Consider the following 17,067-nt stretch of genomic DNA (forward strand, 5'->3'; position numbering starts at 1 on the left):
TGTTCTCGAACTCTGCGTTCTGGAGCGTTCTCTGCGGTTTAATCATTCCAATGCAACCGGAATTGATATAATTAGACCGCATTGCTCGTCAACGCTTTCTGCAAAGCCAGAACAATGGCGCGTTTTCCGAGTTCGACTTTATAACCGTTATGTTCAAGCGGTTTCGCATCTTTCAGAGCCGCTTCGGCAGCCAATTTGAAGGTTTCTTCCGTAGCAGGTTTTCCCATCAGAACCTTTTCCGCTTCGGGCGAACGCCAAGGCTTATGCGCGACGCTGCCCAAAACAACGCGTGCCTGTTTGATGGTGTTGCCGCTTGTTTCTAAAGCAGCAGCCACGGCAAGCAGTGCGAAAGCATAGGAAGCGCGATCGCGAACTTTTAGGTAATAAGACTTATTGGCGAAGTTATTCTTCGGCATTTCGATCGCGACGATCAATTCCCCATGCTGAAGATTGTTATCTTTTTCAGGCGTGTTACCGGGCAAGCGATGAAAATCTTGGAGGGGGATTGTGCGTTCTTGCCCGTTCGTGCCGCGAATCCTCACTACCGCGTCCAGCGCATAAAGCGCATTCGCCATATCGCCCGGGTAAGTCGCCACGCATTTGTCGCTGTAGCCAAAAATGGCATGAATGCGATTGAGTCCCTGAAGCGCTCCGCATCCGCTGCCGGGATCGCGTTTGTTGCAGGGCATAGCGATGTCGTAAAAATACTGGCAACGGGTGCGCTGCATTAAATTTCCCCCGTTGGTCGCCATATTGCGAAGCTGGGCGGAGGCGCCGGCTAAAATCGCCATTGACAGAAGCGGGTAATTTTGCCGGACGAGGGGATGGTTGGCCGTGTCGGTATTTTTGGCTAAGGCGCCGATCGAAATTCCGTTCGAGGTCGATCGAATTTCCGCCAGATTCAAACCTGAGATGTCAACAAGTTCGCTGGGACGCTCGACGTATTCTTTCATCAAATCAATCAGATTTGTCCCGCCTGCGAGAAAGGTTGCCGTTTGATTCGCGGAAACGGTACGAACAGCGCTTGCCGCATCGGTGGCGCTGGAATATTTAAACGGTTGCATCGGCTTTGCCCCCCTCGTTTAATGCAATGGCAATTTCTTCATCGCTCGCAAAATGCCAAGTCTGGGCTGTTTCGCGCCCGGACTGAACTTCTCTGATTGCCGCCACGATTCCCGGATACGCGCCGCAACGGCAAATATTGCCGCTCATGCGTTCTCTGATTTCATCATCAGAGAGTGCTACATTCTGGGCGATCGTCCGCAAATTGTTAGTGACGTGACTCGCGTCGCCGTTTTTGGCTTCCTGCAGCAGCGCCACCGCCGAACATATCTGCCCGGGCGTGCAGTAGCCGCACTGGAAGCCGTCGTGTTTGATGAACGCCGCCTGCATCGGATCGAGATTGTCGCCGTCAGCGATACCTTCGATCGTCGTCACCTCTTTCCCCTCGCAGCTAGCGGCAAGTGTCAGACAAGAAAGCACGCGGCGCCCGTCAACGATGACCGTACAAGCGCCGCACTGTCCTTGATCGCATCCTTTTTTGGTGCCGGTCAATCCAAGTGTTTCGCGCAGGGCGTCGAGCAGCGCCGTGCGCGAATCCACTTCCAGGCTTTGGGCCGAGCCATTGATTTTCAAAAGAACCTTAACGGCGTTTTCAACCGCAGGGGCCTGGGCGAATACGGCGTCGGGCTCCGCGGCGAGCGTGGCAAAGGCCTCTTCTTTAGCCAGCAGGTGGAAGGCGAAGGTGCCGAGTAGGGCAGCCATGCTTTGCCCGAAGAATTTGCGGCGAGCAGCGCCGACAATACCGAGTTGGTCGAGCAGTGTTTCTTCGTCCGCGCTGAGCTGCGAATCGCTCTCGGTTGAACTGAAATCTTTTCGTTCTTGATTATCGTCCATGATGCTCCTTGCAAAATTCTCAAACAATCCCTGGACAAGTGTTTGTTTTTCGCGCCGGCTCTTCTAACGGTCTGCACCCACCGAAGGCGCTTCTGTGCAATATTTATTTACAACCTGTCCCAATTTCCAGGTATCTCGGCGGCTACCCGTATTGAACCAATATCATCCACTCCAAGCTAAAGAGGCTCGAGCCCCGGCTATATGTTCTTCCTTTCCAGTTAGCAAGGCGAATAAGGCGTATTCCACGGGATGAGCATTCCAGAGTTCTATGATGTGTTCCTTCATATAAGACCATACGAGCCCACCCGCAGTTTGGTAATGCTCAAGCACATCCTGAAGAACTTGCTCACCGAAGATGGCATAGAAACAGACGAAATCCTTGGCAGGATCGCTTACTGCGGCTTCTGTCCAATCGATTAGTCCCATCAAATTTCCGTCTTTGTCCACAAGCGTATGACCAGGGTGAAAGTCTCCGTGAATCAAAGCCGAATGCTGAGGCCACAAGGCATCATTGGCAATCCAGTCCTGCCAACGTGCCCAGCGTGTATCAGAAACACCAAGCAGTTCTCTGGTCTTCTCCATATTCTCTGCCATAGATTGCCGCACTCGATCGACTGTTTGAACTCGGATACTGAATTGTTTCACTACCTCAATGTGTGTTCTGTGGAGTTGCGCCAGTGTTTTTGCCACCGAAGAAATGTATACAGCAGGCGGAGACTTCGGATCGATGTACCATACATAATCGCCTATATCTGGATCTATGGTTCCGGCAGGAATTCCCTTTAATAGCGGATAGGCAACCAGTTCATCCGAAACAATTTTCCAGACAGGAACGCTCACATCGACTTGGCTTTTAACCAGTTCAAGAACTTCTCTTTCATAATACATACGCTCAATAACATCAAATCTTCTGGGAAATCGCAATACCCATTTGCTATTATCCTTTTTGGCAGTAGCAAACGTAGTTATGAAGTCCATTCCGGATTTGTTAATATTTAAGTTGTCTGCGTCCAAAATGAAGCCATTTTTGTCGGCAATGCTAAGTATTGTCCTGATTTTGTAGTCTTCACTAACAGATTTAGTCATTTTAAATTCGCTGCTTCATGAGCATTGGCTAATATCTATGTCAGGCGTTCACCTCAAATTAGCCCAACGTAACATCAATAATATATAGCCGCACTACACCACAGGGCTAGAATGTGAAATCAAGGGCGACATTATTGGATTTTACGTTGTTAGAATGACGACCCTGGCGCACTGTACTGCTCGTCGCTAACCTGTTCCATCCAGTCGGTACTCTTGCCGTCGAGCTGTTCCACGATCGCGATATGCGTCATCGCAGTGTTTGGCGAGGCTCCGTGCCAGTGTTTCTGACCGGGCGGAATCCGGACGACATCTCCTGGCCGGATCTCCTCGATCGGTCCCCTCCAGCTCTGCACCCGCCCGACGCCCGCTGTCACGATCAATATCTGACCGAGCGGATGGGTGTGCCATGCCGATCTAGCACCAGGCTCAAAGGTAACGTTGGCGCCAGACGTGTCTGCTGGAGCGATCGCCTGGAACAGAGGATCGACGCGCACCGAACCCGTGAAGTTTTCGGCTGGTCCCTTCCGCGAGGGCACAGAGCCGCTTCGCGTGATGTTGATTGTCTGCGAATCTTGCATTGGCGCGGTCTGGGGAACACCGGACCCCTCGGCGGCTCCTGTCTGATTTGCTTGGGCCGAGGCCGAAGCGAGCAGAGAAAGCGATATGACCGTTGCGGTGAGCAGTTTCATCGTTTGAATTCCTTTGGCTACCCCCAATTGTAGAGATCGAGCACTTAGCGCCTGCTCTATCAATCGGGATGAATTTTTTAAGAAGCAAGGTTCGCCTTGATGCCCTTTTGGTTGTCAGTAGGCGAATCTCTTGCCCAATCAAAACTGAGTTTAGTCTTGTATAAAAATCCAGAATGCTTATAAGAAGCCGAAATGGTTTTTTATTGCTTTTGCTTCATTCTAAGAATCCTCAAGGCCAAGCAATAGAACGATCGTCTAAGATTGTTGTACAATCCTGCAAACTTAGAAATTAACGCTGCCAAAACGAGTGAAAAGTCCGCTATGGAGTTAATAAACGACCAGCAGGCAAAGCGCGAGGCAGATAGAGCGCAAGCCCACAGAGACGAACTGACCGAGCGGATTGCACAGGCGATTCGTCAAGATGGATCGATCGAGCCGCTGAAAGGATTGCACTTCTACCGCACCTCCTTTCCTTCGGAATGCGTTCATAGTGTCTCGATTCCTTCCTTTTGTGTCATTGCTCAGGGCAGCAAAGAAGTGCTGCTAGGCAGCGATCGCTACCAGTACGATCCGATGCACTATCTATTGGGGACGGTCGAACTACCGATTGCCAGCCGAATTCTAGAAGCAACCCAGGAAAAACCGTACCTGGGGCTTCGTCTGGATCTCGACCCCACCCTGGTTGGCTCAGTCATGGTTGAGGCAGGCTATCCCTCAGCTCAAAGCGAGGCTAGTGTCAAAGCGATCGATGTCAGTCCACTGGATACCAATCTGCTAGACGCTACGGTGCGATTCGTCAGATTGCTCGATTCTCCGGTGGAAGCTCATGTGCTTGCACCCCTGATTAAGCGAGAAATCATTTACCGACTGCTGATGGGAGAGCAAGGCGATCGGCTGCGTCAAATTGCTGTTCTGGGTGGCTCTACCCACCAAATTGCTAGAGCAGTTGATCGACTTCGTAAAGACTTTAACCAGCCGCTTCGGATTGAAAGCATCGCACGAGAGCTGGGAATGAGTGTATCGAGCTTCCACCATCACTTCAAGTCTGTCACTGCCATGAGTCCCTTGCAGTTCCAGAAGCAACTGCGGCTCCAGGAAGCTCGCCGTCTGATGCTGGGGCAAAACCTTGACGCTACCAGTGCTGCCTACCGTGTGGGTTACGACGATTCCTCGCACTTCAACCGAGAGTACAAGCGACTCTTTGGTATACCACCGATGCGCGATATGGAGCGGCTGCGAGAAGCTGCTAGGCAGATTGCGAGTTCAAAATGATCTCCTCAAGATGCCCTAATCAGGCCAGAAATCGCTAAAACTTTAGGCATTTATTGCGCTCACTGTCTTTTGGGAACAAATCAACTATGGTTGGACAAATCAATAGTCCGGACAGTTTTTATATAGCCCAATGGCTTATTCTGTAGGACTTTGAGCCACTGTGGATAATTAAATCAATGTCAGCTCCACCCCTACGCGGCATTTAATTCGACTTTATTTATGATCCTTGCCGTGTAAAGCTTGTAGTCTGGTTCCCAAAACTGTCCGGAGTATTGACAAATCAGAAAGTATAATAAATCAATTCATCTTAATCAAGTTTTAGAAATATTTAAAACAGAAGAAAAATTACTAGGCTTGGTGCCTGATGATGCTTTACAGAAAGAACTAGATGATATAAAAAATAATTTATTGAATGGCAAAGGTGAAGATAATAATAAGAAATGGTCTATTAAAGCATGGGTTATAGTGGATGGTGATGTAGTAATTGGATTTGCCTTTGCTCGTGAGTATAAGGATAAGACAAAATTAAATTCTTTATATATTTTGAAAGATTATAAACGCAAAGGCTGCGGAACTAAATTGATGAAGCAGGTTAAACAAAACTGCAAATCTCCAATTGAGTTACCAGTCTATGAGGAGAATAAAATAGCGGTTGCTTTCTATAATAAACACGAGTTTTTATCTACAGGTTATGGGGTTGAACACGATCGTAAGTATCTAGTGATGACTTGGCATAAAGCTAAAAGCTAAGCAATTGCACACACTCAAACTCTTGTTCTACTCCCATCATAGAAGATTTGCGATCGCTCCTTTCGTCTTGGCAACCTAACACTGGTTCCATCTACCTATTTCCTAGTCGCCACTGCTGCGCCTTTGCGGTTAATTTCAATCAACCATATTTGAGCAAGGTGGGCAAAAGCCCACCCTAATTTCTACTTCCCTACCGTGAAATACTCATTCTTAGCATACACGCTAATAATGCAGTCGCCGACTTCAAAAAACATCCCCTCTTGCTCATCTTTAGAAAATTGCAAGTTGCCGTATTTAGAATTGATTTCCTCAGCAGTCGCCGCTTTTGCGTCCATTTCATCCGGGATAAGTCCGGTAGAACCGATATAGAAAACCAGCGGTGAAAGTTTTTCCCTGTACACTTTTTCGGCATAAGCTTCCAGTCGCTCATTCGCATTAGCTAAAGCAGCGACAAACTCCTCTCGCTTGACATCTTCTCCCTGCCATTTCGCTTGCAAAAGGCGCAGCAAACTATCTGCACCCACTTTTGCTAAAGTAGTGCTCACAATTCCGTTATCCTCCAACCCCAAAAACTCATCGAAAATCAGTTTCATCAAGTCGTCAACTTTGGTAATTTTTGTTCGGGATGACAGCGTTTTGTGGGCGAAGACAACAGGCTCATCTAAGGTGATGTCAAATGTGGGTTTTGCTAGCTTTTCGCCCGTGTTTTTGTGGTAAACTTCATAAAGGCGATCGAGAAATTTGTTGGCAGAGTGCAATTTGCCGAAGTTGAGGATGTCTTTGCTGCCGATGTCGATTTTGTAGCTGACTCGCGAATCTACTGAACCGTTGGCGATCGCACTTTTTAAATCCGTGTATTCCGTCGTCGTCGGAAAGTTGATGTAAAGGCTTTTTGACAGATAATGCTGTTTCAATTCTTCCAATTGTTCCGCAGTGTAAGCCTCAGATTCCTCCTTCAAATGAGCCGAGAGAATGCTAGAGAGAATTTTGATTTCTGCCAGTTCCTCAAACACTCCGTCAAGGCTTCCGTAACGCCCGTCAAAAGGCACGAGGGGCAAATCCTCTAACTTAATATCGTACTCTGAACGGAAGTCAAATTCTTGCACGGGCGAACCGTCTTTTTCAAGGACACCGCATTTTTTGAGCAAATCAAACACTGGTTTGCTGCTGATTTTGGTTCGCAGCGACTTAATATTAACTTCGCCGTCGCTGACAATAGTATAATTGTTGAAAGTATTGAGGTCTGTAACTAAAATTCCCGCCACTTCTGCGATTAAAGTTCCATCCTCAACTTTTACCAGCTTAGCTTTTCGGGTAATCAGCATATTGATGGTAGCGGTATTTTGATTGATGGCAAATGAACCCATTTGCACGTATTCGCCACCATCTAAGAATTCAGTTTTCAGCCAAGGCTTGACAAGGTTGCCGTTTTCGTCTCGCTTTCCTTCAATTCGCTTCAAACCTTTTCGCTGATAATTTTCTTGCAAGTGTTTCAAGTTGATGATGATGCTGTTGCTGTTTTCCTCCAATATCTTGATTAACTCCAGCAGGGAAATTTTCTCGCTGACTTTTACCCGATCGCCAATTTCATGATTTTTCAACACCTCAGGCGCAAAAACAGCCTGTTCCAAATCTTCCGTAAACTCAGCTATTTGGGCATTTGTCAAAGCTTTAGCGTGTTTTTGGGTCAAAGTAGCATCGAAGGTGCTCGCCAGCGCATACTTAGCCGTATTTAAATTGCCGTCAGCCAGGTTAGCTTTCGCAAAAGCAAACACCGACTCATCAGTTTGAGCAACGGGAACATCTAGTTTGTCATACTCATCTTTGGCGACTTTCTGATATTTGTAAAACAGTCCCCGATCGTCTGCTTTCAGCCCGCAGATTTTCAGCGTGCTCGATGAACCGTTGATTTTCTTGCCGCTTTTGGAAACAAAAACTTGATAATCGTATTCCTTAATTAACGGTTCTTCCAGCGCAGGTGCAACGGAACTGCCTAACAATTTTGTGCTGTCGTAAAGAGCATCATAAACCATTTTGACTTCGCCAGCGCGGATGCAATTTCCCGATAATGTGTTGGCGATTTTGGAGAGAAGTTTGAAGTCAGCAGAGGCATAGGATATCGTGTTGGCAAACACATCCATGTCTTTGAGTTCTTCGCAAATTTCCCCTAGTTTTGCAGCTTCCGAATTGGCACTGGGGTCATTTGCATAGCCGTCTGTGTGCAAATTGATCGCTGTCATTTCTCCCGCTTTAACCAGAGATTTAGCGAGTTGCATCGACTGCGATATGCAGGTACAGCCAGCCGTGTGGATTTTTTGAATTTCTTTGATGTATTGAGAGTCAAACTTCAGCACTTCTTGAATGGGAATTCGCTGGAAGTGACAAATTACGTCCCCCTTGTCAGCATAGGAAATCAGGCTGACAATTAGCTGGTAATTGTTGTATTCGTCTAAGGTCAAAAGCTTAATCAGGGTTTCTTTCAGAGGTTCTAAGTCATAATACATTGAGCCGGAACGGTCGATGATGATGATGCTGTGAGCGACGGATTTTTCTGGGATATCGCCTGGTGTTCTTTCTAAATTAATGCGATCGACTAGATAGAAAGCCTTTGCGTTTCCGGCAAAATTGTAGAGGGTAAATTTGGTGCGAGTATTCGAGGCTGCTTGGCTGCTGGAACTTTTGACTTGAGACGATTGTTTTGCTTGCCGTGCCATAGTTGTCACCTATGTTGATTTATTCCTCAACTTAATCATGACACGCGCTTCTGTGGATGTCAAGGGCTGTCGAGAAAATTATCTGCGAGGTTGAATAACCATTAATATTTAGCGCTGCGCTGCAAGGGAAAACTGCGGCGGTAGGGTAAATGTGGGCTTTTTTGGCAAAAGTAGTGGATCTGCGTAAATATTTAGTAAATATTTAGTCAATCATGCTTTATTTAGAAAATCCCCTGCTCAAACTTTATCTAAATCTGATCGGATGGGTGGCGTTCGGATTTTTTCTCGGCCGCCTGCTACCGAGAAGCTATTCTACATATTTAGCCAAGTTTCTTTTCTTCTTTGGCACGCCATTGAGCATTGTTGCTTTTATCCGCCGCGCCAATTTGTCCGGCGCTATTTTGATGGCGCCACTGACAGCTTGGGCGGCAATTCTAGCAGGTGGAGGACTCGCTTGGATTTTGATAAATTTCGGTGTCGGCGAGGAACGTTTCAAGACTCTTAATCCGATCGCCCAAAATAGCCCGGAACACAACACCGCTTGGAGTTTGCCCACTCAAGGCAGCTTTTTATTGGCAACGATGGTTGGTAATACGGGTTTTTTAGGCATTCCCGTCAGCTTGTCCTTATTAGGCGCGGAACACTTTGCCTGGGCGTTGTTTTACGACTTGCTAGGCACTACTATGGGAATCAATATACTGGGAGTTGCTATTGCTTCTTACTGCGGTAAAAGCGATCGCCGTCAGAGTTGGTTGAGTCCCCTGCGGGCAATTTTTCAGAATCCGGCCCTGTGGGCTTTTGGTGTAGGATTTGTCTCGCGCAGCTTGCCGCTGTCGGCACCTATCGAAGAATTGTTAACAACAGGTGCTTGGACTGTCATTACTTTAGCTTTAATTACGATCGGGATGCAGTTGAGCAAGTTGAATTCCTTGCACAACCTCAAACAAGTTGTGGCTTGTCTCGTGATTAAAATGTTGTTTATTCCCTTGGTAATTGGCACGGGATTAACATTTTTTGGAATCGCGGGCGCGCCCCGACTTTTGCTAGTGCTACAAATGGCGATGCCTCCTGCTTTTGGTACTACATTGCTGGCAGAAGCTTTCAATCTCGATCGCGAATTAGCCGTAACTGCGATCGGCCTCGGCTGCGTTAGTTTATTATTCACTATTCCAATATGGATGAGGCTATTTAATTTTTAATAAAAATATGACTCATTTTAAAAAGTGCTTGATTTCAGTGATCCCCATCACAAATAATGATAGTCAATGTCATATTAATTTAATAATTACTGGACGGGGAAACTGTATTGGCTTCTGTTAATGTGGAAATAGCCCGTAGATGACGGGAACAATAAAAGTATGGCAACCATAAATTTTTCATTGACAGGTTATCAAATTCTCGATCGCATTTACTCAGGAACTCGCACTCGGGTTTATCGAGCTTTCCGCACTGGCGACCAAAAACCGGTCGCCATCAAAGTCTTGCGGAACCAGTATCCCAGCTTCAGCGAACTGGTGCAATTTCGCAATCAGTACACGATCGCCAAAAATCTCAGCTTGCCCGGAATCATCGAAACCTACAGTTTGGAACCCTACCAAAACAGCTATGCGCTGGTAATGGAAGACTTTGGGGGAATTCCTCTGAATAAATGGATGGAACCAGGGGAAACTGCGCCGACTCTGAACGAGTTTTTGCAAATGGCGATCGACCTGAGCGATACATTAGATATACTCTACCGCCACCGGATAATTCACAAAGACATTAAACCAGCTAATATTTTAATTAATCCGCATACAAAACACGTCAAACTCATTGACTTTAGTATTGCATCCTTGCTGCCCAGGGAAACTCAAACCCTGATGAATCCTAACGTGCTGGAAGGAACACTCGGCTATTTGTCTCCCGAACAAACGGGAAGGATGAATCGGGGGATTGACTACCGGACAGACTTTTACTCTTTGGGGGTGACTTTTTACGAATTGCTGGCGGGACAATTGCCGTTTCAATCTAACGATGCGATGGAATTGGTACACTGTCATATTGCCAAGCAACCGCCATCACTGCATGAAATCAATCCCGAAATCCCGCCCGTACTCTCGGAGATTGTCAGCAAATTAATGGCAAAGAATGCCGAAGACCGCTATCAGAGTGCCTTGGGACTGAAATTTGATTTAGAATTTTGTTTGCAGCAACTTGAAGAAAACGGTAGGATAGAGAGTTTTACGATCGCACAGAGGGATGTGGGCGATCGCTTCCTCATACCCGAAAAACTCTACGGTCGCGAAACCGAAGTTGCCGAATTACTGGCAGCATTCGATCGAGTATCAGGTTTTTCCCAGCAGGCATCAGAACAGCGTGGAGGCTGTGAGTTAATGTTAGTCGCGGGTTTTTCTGGGATTGGGAAAACTGCAATTGTCAATGAAGTTCACAAACCAATTGCCCGCCAGCGCGGCTATTTCATCAAAGGCAAATTCGACCAATTTAACCGCAACATTCCTTTCTCAGCTTTTGTCCAAGCATTTCGAGATTTAATGGGACAATTGTTGAGTGCCAGTGACCAGCAGTTAAAACATTGGCAAACTCAAATATTGCAAGCAGTGGGCGATAACGGACAAGTCATTATTGAAGTAATCCCAGAACTCGAAAGAATTATTGGGCCGCAACCGCCCGCACTAGAATTATCAGGCACGGCGGCCCAAAATCGGTTTGATTTGCTGTTTCAAAATTTTATTCGCGTGTTCACCAAACCAGAACATCCCCTGGTGATGTTTTTGGATGACTTGCAGTGGGCTGATTCCGCCTCGCTGCGGTTAATGCAACTGCTGCTTGCCGAGTCAGCAACCGGCTATTTATTAGTAATTGGTGCCTACCGAGATAATGAAGTGTTTGCAGCACATCCGTTGATGCTGACACTGGATGCCATGGCAAAAGCTGGGGCCGCGGTGAATACTCTGACGCTGGAACCGTTGAGCTCAGAAAGTCTAAATCATTTGGTTGCCGATACGCTCAATTGCGATCGATCTTGGGCAAGACCTTTGGCTGATTTGGTTGCACAAAAAACTCAAGGAAATCCATTTTTTGCAACCCAGTTTCTCAAAGCACTGCATCAGGATGGGCTGATTGAGTTTGACCGGGTTGCTGGTTGTTGGCAGTGCGATATTGTGCGAGTTCGGGAGGCCGCGCTGACGGATGATGTGGTCGAGTTTATGGCGTTGCAGTTGCAAAAATTGCCGCCAGGGACTCAGAATGTGTTGAAGTTGGCTGCTTGTGTTGGGAATCAGTTTGATTTGGGGACTTTGGCAGTTGTCTCCCAGCAATTGGAAACGGAAACGGCGGCGGATTTGTGGAAGGCTTTGCAAGAGGGGTTAATCCTGCCTGAAAGTGAAGTTTACAAGTTTTATATGGGGCGAGAAAGACGGGAGGCAACCGAAAATTCGGAGGTGGTGAATTACAAGTTTTTGCACGATCGCGTTCAGCAAGCTGCCTATTCTTTAATTCCCCAACAAGAGCGATCGCGCGCTCACTATCAGATCGGACAATTGCTGATCCAGCAAATTTCACCCGCAGCTATAGAAGAGCAAATTTTTTCAGTCGTCAATCAGTTGAATTATGGTATTGCGCTGATTGAAGACCAAACAGAACGGGACGATTTGGCACAACTCAACCTCACGGCTTGCCGCAAAGCCAGAGGCGCTACTGCTTATCAAGCTGCTCGCGAGTATGCTGCGATCGGGCTAAATTTGCTTGGAGAGAGTGCTTGGCAACGACAGTACGAGATGACCTTGAACTTGCACGACATAGCAGCAGAAGTGGCTTCACTCTGTGGCGAATTTGACCAGATGGATCGGTGGATTGACACGGTGATTCATCATACCAGAACTCCCCTAGAGCGAGTGAGCGTTTACATCGTCAAGATTCAGGCATTATCGTCACAAAACAAGTTTTTAGAAGCAATTGCTATCGGTTTGTTGAGTCTCAAAGAATTAGGAGTTGAATTGCCCGATCGCCCTACAGCAGAAGATATTCAGCAAGCAGTGCAGGAAATTAATTGCTCGATCGGCGATCGACCCATTGAAGAGTTATTCGATCTGCCAGCGATGGTGGATGCCCAAAAGCTGGCCACGATGCAAGTGGCGGCAAGTATAGCGTCAGTTTGTTATCTGGTTGGTTCGTCTTTGTTTGCACTGGTGACTGCCTTACAGGTAAATTTATCTATCCAATATGGCAACAGTCGTACTTCAGCTTATAGCTATAGTTGTTATGGGATGACTCTCAACAACTTTCTACAAGATGTGACGGTAGCCGATCGGTTTGGCCGATTAGCTTATCGTCTTGCCAGTGTGGCGGAAGCCAAAAATATTCGCTCTGCAAGTTGTGTTGTGATCGGACTCTTTTTGTACCCTCGCAAATCGCATTTGCGGGAAACCATCCCCATTCTTCAGGCAGGCTATCAAGCCGCATTAGAAACAGGCTATCTAGAGTTTGTCGGGCATAATGGGCATGGATTTTGTCTAAATTCCTACTGGTGCGGTCAACCTTTGGCAGAACTCGATCCCCAAATTCGGGCCTACCGCCAGCAATTACTCGACCTCAACCAACTAACGGCGGCAAATTATTGTTCGATTTATTGGGAAACAACCCTGTTTTTATTGGGTAATCCAAACAAGTTTGAGATTTCCTTTGAAGAGGAACGCTATGAGGAGAAGCTGGTTTCTCAGTCGCTTGCCTCTAACGATGTGTACCGACTCTCCATCTTCTATCTGTACAGGACGACGTTGAGATTCCTGCTGGAAGACATTGCTGGGGCCTCCGTAGATGTCGATCGAGCAAGACAGTATATAGCGGGAAGTGCAGGAACTACTTGCGAAGCTGGTTTATATTTCTATGACTCACTCATAGCCCTTGCCACTCCTGAGTCCGAGACTCAGTTAGAAACGCAGCAGCAACGAGTTCAGCAAAATCAAAATTCGTTGCAGCATTGGGCAGAACACGCCCCCATGAATTATTTGCATAAGTGGCAGTTGGTAGAAGCAGAGAAATACCGAGTTGCCAGACAGAGGGCAGAAGCTATTGAAATGTACGATCGCGCCATTTCTGGAGCGCAAGAAAACGAATACATCCAAGAAGAAGCTCTCGCTAACGAACTAGCAGCTAAATTCTACCTCGACTGGGGCAAAGAAAAAGTGGCGCAAGCTTATATGCAAGAAGCCTACTACTGTTATGCTCGCTGGGGTGCGAAAGCCAAAATCGATGACTTAGAAAAACGCTATCCCCAACTTCTTGCTCCGATATTGCAGGCAAGAGAAAATCGTTGTGTAATCTGCGAAACCCGCCTCCACCCAATCAATAAATCGTCAATTTTACCTCAAAGATTCCAAACAATTCTATCGAGCAGCAACAATATTTACGAAACCCTCGATTTCGCGGCTATTCTCAAAGCCTCCCAAACTCTCTCAAGTGAAATTAAATTAGAAAAATTGCTGGCTGGACTGATGTCTGTGGTGATGGAAAATGCCGGGGCAAAAAAAGCAGTTCTGCTGTTGATGAAGGATGGGAATCTCGCCATCGAAGCTGTAGCCTCCTTCAATCAAGATGTCATCTCAATATCTGTACCGCTGTCAGCCAGCGACGAGTTTCCCTCTGCTGTGGTCAACTATGTTAAGCGGACTTGGAAAACTGTCGTTTTGGATAATGCAGCAGTACAAAACGATTTTATTGCCGATCAGTATTTGATGCAAAAAAAGCCCAAAAGTGTGCTGTGCGCGCCAATTTTAAATCAGGGTAAATTAATCGGGTTGCTCTACCTAGAAAATAACTTAACAATTGGTGCATTTACAGAAGATCGCACTGATGTCATCCAACTTTTGTGCGCCCAAGCGGCTATCTCTATAGAAAATGCTCGATTGTACCAGCAATCTCAAGCTTATGCACAAGAATTAGAGCGATCGCTCCTTGATTTGCAGCAAGCACAGTTACAGATCGTGCAAAGCGAAAAAATGTCCGCATTGGGCAATCTCGTCACAGGAATAGCCCACGAAATCAATAATCCTGTCGGCTTTATTAGCGGCAATATTGAGGAAGCAACTATCACGATCAAAGATCTGATTGGTCACTTAAAATTATATCAAGAAAAACTGCCAAATCCAGGCGAAGAAATTGAAGAAGATGCTGAGGATATTGATTTAGAGTATGCCTTAGAAGATTTGCCAAAAATGCTGTTGTCGATGAAAGTGGGGTGCGATCGCATTCGCGGCATTAGCACCAGCCTCCGCACCTTCTCCAGGGCCGATAAAGACTACAAAGTTCCCTTTAATATCCATGAGGGCATTGACAGCACCATCTTGATCTTGAAACATCGGCTCAAAGCCAACGAACACCATCCTGCGATCGAAGTCGTCACAGACTACGGCAATCTCCCCCCAATCGAATGCTTTCCCGGTCAACTGAACCAAGTCTTTATGAACCTGCTTGCTAACGCGATCGATGCCCTAGAAGAATCAAACCAAGGACGCAGTTTCGAGGCTCTTAAAGCAAATCCACACTGTATCACAGTTCGTACCAGTCTGTCGGGCGATCGACACATCAAAATTCAGATTGCCGATAACGGTGCGGGCATGACAGAAGCCGTGAAGCAGCGGATTTTTGACCATTTGTTCACAACGAAGGCAGTAGGAAAAGGCACAGGGTTAGGATTGGCGATCGCCCGCCAGATTGTAGTCGAAACCCACGGCGGAACAATTAATGTGAATTCTACCTTGGGGGGAGGAAGTGAATTTGAGATAGTGTTACCTATTACCGAATAAAAGTAGAAGACATTATTCATCATTTTAGATTTTAGATTTTAGATTTTAGATTTTAGATTTTAGATTTTAGATTGAAGAATTGGGAACGACAGATGACCTAATGATTTGGAACACGCGCCTGCCGTTGCATTTTTTTTTAAAGTGGTATCTGAAGTAAAAGTTTGAGGCGGAGCCAGAAGAAAAAAGGTTATTCATTTTTCATTCTTTCTCATTTCCTTTGTCGAGTTTGAATTTCTTGAGTGAGATCGACTAATTTCTATTTGAAAAAATCCAGAGTAACTAAATTAGATTGCCGATCGGGCATTATACCAGCCCCGATCGCAACTGCGGACACGAGCAAAACTTCCAGCGCCCCTTCGCCAGATTGCCAAAATCTCAATTATGCTAACCTAGGCAAGCAGCAATCCCTTGTCACGAAGGCGATTAACCTAATTTCAAACAATTTATTTTATTGAGGAGCGGTGTATCCCGTATGGCAAACCTGATCGGCACAGACAGCAACGACTTTATTCTAGGAACTCCGCTGGGCGATCGAATTCGCGGCTTAGATGGCGATGACACGCCCCTGGGTGCGGGAGGAGATGACACCCTAGAGGGCGACGGCGGTAACGACCAGCTTCTTGGAGCTGACGGAGCAGATTCGTTGCTTGGCGCTGAAGGAAATGACGAACTCATTGGCAACCAAGGTCGCGATTTTGCTTCCGGCGGGAACGGCGACGACTCGATTCGCGGCGGTTTGGGCAACGACCTCCTCGAAGGCAACGACGGGATAGACAGCGTGGTGGGAGACGCTGGGGACGACTTAGTTTTTGGCAACGGAGGCTTTGATGTGATTGCCGGCGGTACTGGCAACGACACGCTCACAGGGGATGACGGCGACGATTCCGTGTTCGGGAATGCTGATGATGACTTTCTCTACGGGAATTTTGGGAACGATTCTCTCAACGGCGGTAGCGGCAGGGATCAACTGTTGGGCGGTGAGGGCAACGATTACTTAAGTGCCAGCGACGGTGACGACACTTTGTACGGCAATGCCGCCAACGATTCGCTCTTCGGAGATGCTGGTAATGACCAGATATTCGGTGGCAAGGCTGACGATACAGTTTTTGGCGGCACCGGTTCCGATACGCTTCGCGGCGATGAAGCCGACGACTCGGTACTGGGAGATGAAGGTAATGACTTCTTGTTTGGCGGCAAAGGTAATGATGGTATCGACGGCGGTTTAGGCGATGACTCCTTGGCAGGAGGTATCGGCGACGATACCATTTTGGGCAGTTTCGGCAATGACAATTTATTTGGAGCAGAGGGTAATGATTCTTTGATCGGAGGTGAGGGTTCGGATACTCTGACTGGTGGCAGCGGCAGCGATGTTTTTGGATTGGGAGCCGGGCCTGGCAGTCTGGCTTTAATTACTGATTACAATGACACAGAGGATTTCTTTGGGCTGCCGAGCAATTTATCTTTCGCTCAACTGCAAGTTCGGCAAGGTAACGGTGCCAATGTCAGGGATACAGTAATTACGACGCTCGACGGCAAGCTTTTAGCAATTTTGATCGACACTCCGGCGGCGCTGATCGAGGCGAATGATTTTATCACTGTGACTGGGACGGTTACTACCAGGCCAACCACCATTACCACTACAACTACAACTACAGTTACAAGCACAAATACAGATCCAACTCAACCTGCAACTGCAACTACAGAGTCAAGTTCAACTGCAACTACAGAGTCAAGTTCAACTACAGATTCAATTCCAACTCTTCCTCCTACTCCAACTCCGCCTCCTACTCCAACTCCGCCTCCTACTCCAACTCCGCCTCCTACTCCAACTCCGCCTCCTACTCCAACTCCGCCTCC

10 protein-coding genes are annotated in these 17,067 nt (G+C 47.0%); 5 read left to right on the forward strand and 5 right to left on the reverse strand.

Annotated features, from left to right (window positions below):
• Positions 1 to 71: 71 nt before the first annotated feature.
• The 4 genes from QUB25_RS08085 to QUB25_RS08100 form a co-directional block, all read right to left on the reverse strand.
• A complete protein-coding gene (locus QUB25_RS08085) occupies positions 72 to 1,064 on the reverse strand; it encodes a xanthine dehydrogenase family protein subunit M (protein ID WP_333182668.1) in 993 nt (330 codons plus the stop codon).
• Entirely contained in the window at positions 1,051 to 1,896 is an 846-nt protein-coding gene (locus tag QUB25_RS08090) for a 2Fe-2S iron-sulfur cluster-binding protein (protein ID WP_333182669.1), read from the reverse strand. Before QUB25_RS08090 ends, QUB25_RS08085 begins: the two co-directional genes overlap by 14 nt.
• A gap of 162 nt (positions 1,897 to 2,058) precedes the next feature.
• Positions 2,059 to 2,982 (reverse strand): macrolide 2'-phosphotransferase, encoded by a 924-nt coding sequence (locus QUB25_RS08095; RefSeq protein WP_333182670.1) that lies wholly within the window; start codon positions 2,980 to 2,982, stop codon positions 2,059 to 2,061.
• A 149-nt stretch (positions 2,983 to 3,131) separates the two neighbouring features.
• Positions 3,132 to 3,671, reverse strand: a complete 540-nt coding sequence (locus QUB25_RS08100; protein WP_333182671.1) for a (R)-mandelonitrile lyase — start codon at positions 3,669 to 3,671, stop codon at positions 3,132 to 3,134.
• A 321-nt stretch (positions 3,672 to 3,992) separates the two neighbouring features.
• Between QUB25_RS08100 and QUB25_RS08105 the strand changes: the two genes are divergently transcribed.
• Positions 3,993 to 4,943 carry an AraC family transcriptional regulator gene (locus tag QUB25_RS08105; RefSeq protein WP_333182672.1) on the forward strand — a complete coding sequence of 317 codons (951 nt, stop codon included), beginning with the start codon at positions 3,993 to 3,995 and terminating at the stop codon, positions 4,941 to 4,943.
• A gap of 357 nt (positions 4,944 to 5,300) precedes the next feature.
• Positions 5,301 to 5,693, forward strand: coding sequence for a GNAT family N-acetyltransferase (locus QUB25_RS08110; protein ID WP_333182691.1), 393 nt, complete (start codon positions 5,301 to 5,303; stop codon positions 5,691 to 5,693).
• Positions 5,694 to 5,875: 182 nt separating this feature from the next.
• Here QUB25_RS08110 and QUB25_RS08115 read toward each other — a convergent pair whose 3' ends face one another.
• Positions 5,876 to 8,407, reverse strand: a complete 2,532-nt coding sequence (locus tag QUB25_RS08115) for a VWA domain-containing protein (protein WP_333182673.1) — start codon at positions 8,405 to 8,407, stop codon at positions 5,876 to 5,878.
• A gap of 212 nt (positions 8,408 to 8,619) precedes the next feature.
• Between QUB25_RS08115 and QUB25_RS08120 the strand changes: the two genes are divergently transcribed.
• The 3 genes from QUB25_RS08120 to QUB25_RS08130 form a co-directional block, all read left to right on the forward strand.
• Positions 8,620 to 9,606, forward strand: coding sequence for an AEC family transporter (locus tag QUB25_RS08120; RefSeq protein WP_333182674.1), 987 nt, complete (start codon positions 8,620 to 8,622; stop codon positions 9,604 to 9,606).
• Between the two features lie 159 nt (positions 9,607 to 9,765).
• Complete coding sequence (locus QUB25_RS08125; protein ID WP_333182675.1) at positions 9,766 to 15,210, forward strand: AAA family ATPase; 5,445 nt, start codon at positions 9,766 to 9,768, stop codon at positions 15,208 to 15,210.
• A 472-nt stretch (positions 15,211 to 15,682) separates the two neighbouring features.
• On the forward strand, positions 15,683 to 17,067 hold a 1,385-nt coding region (locus QUB25_RS08130; RefSeq protein ID WP_333182676.1), incomplete at its 3' end, for a calcium-binding protein.

Origin of the sequence: Microcoleus sp. B3-D7 (genome assembly GCF_036705305.1) — a bacterium.
Lineage (GTDB): Bacteria > Cyanobacteriota > Cyanobacteriia > Cyanobacteriales > Microcoleaceae > Microcoleus.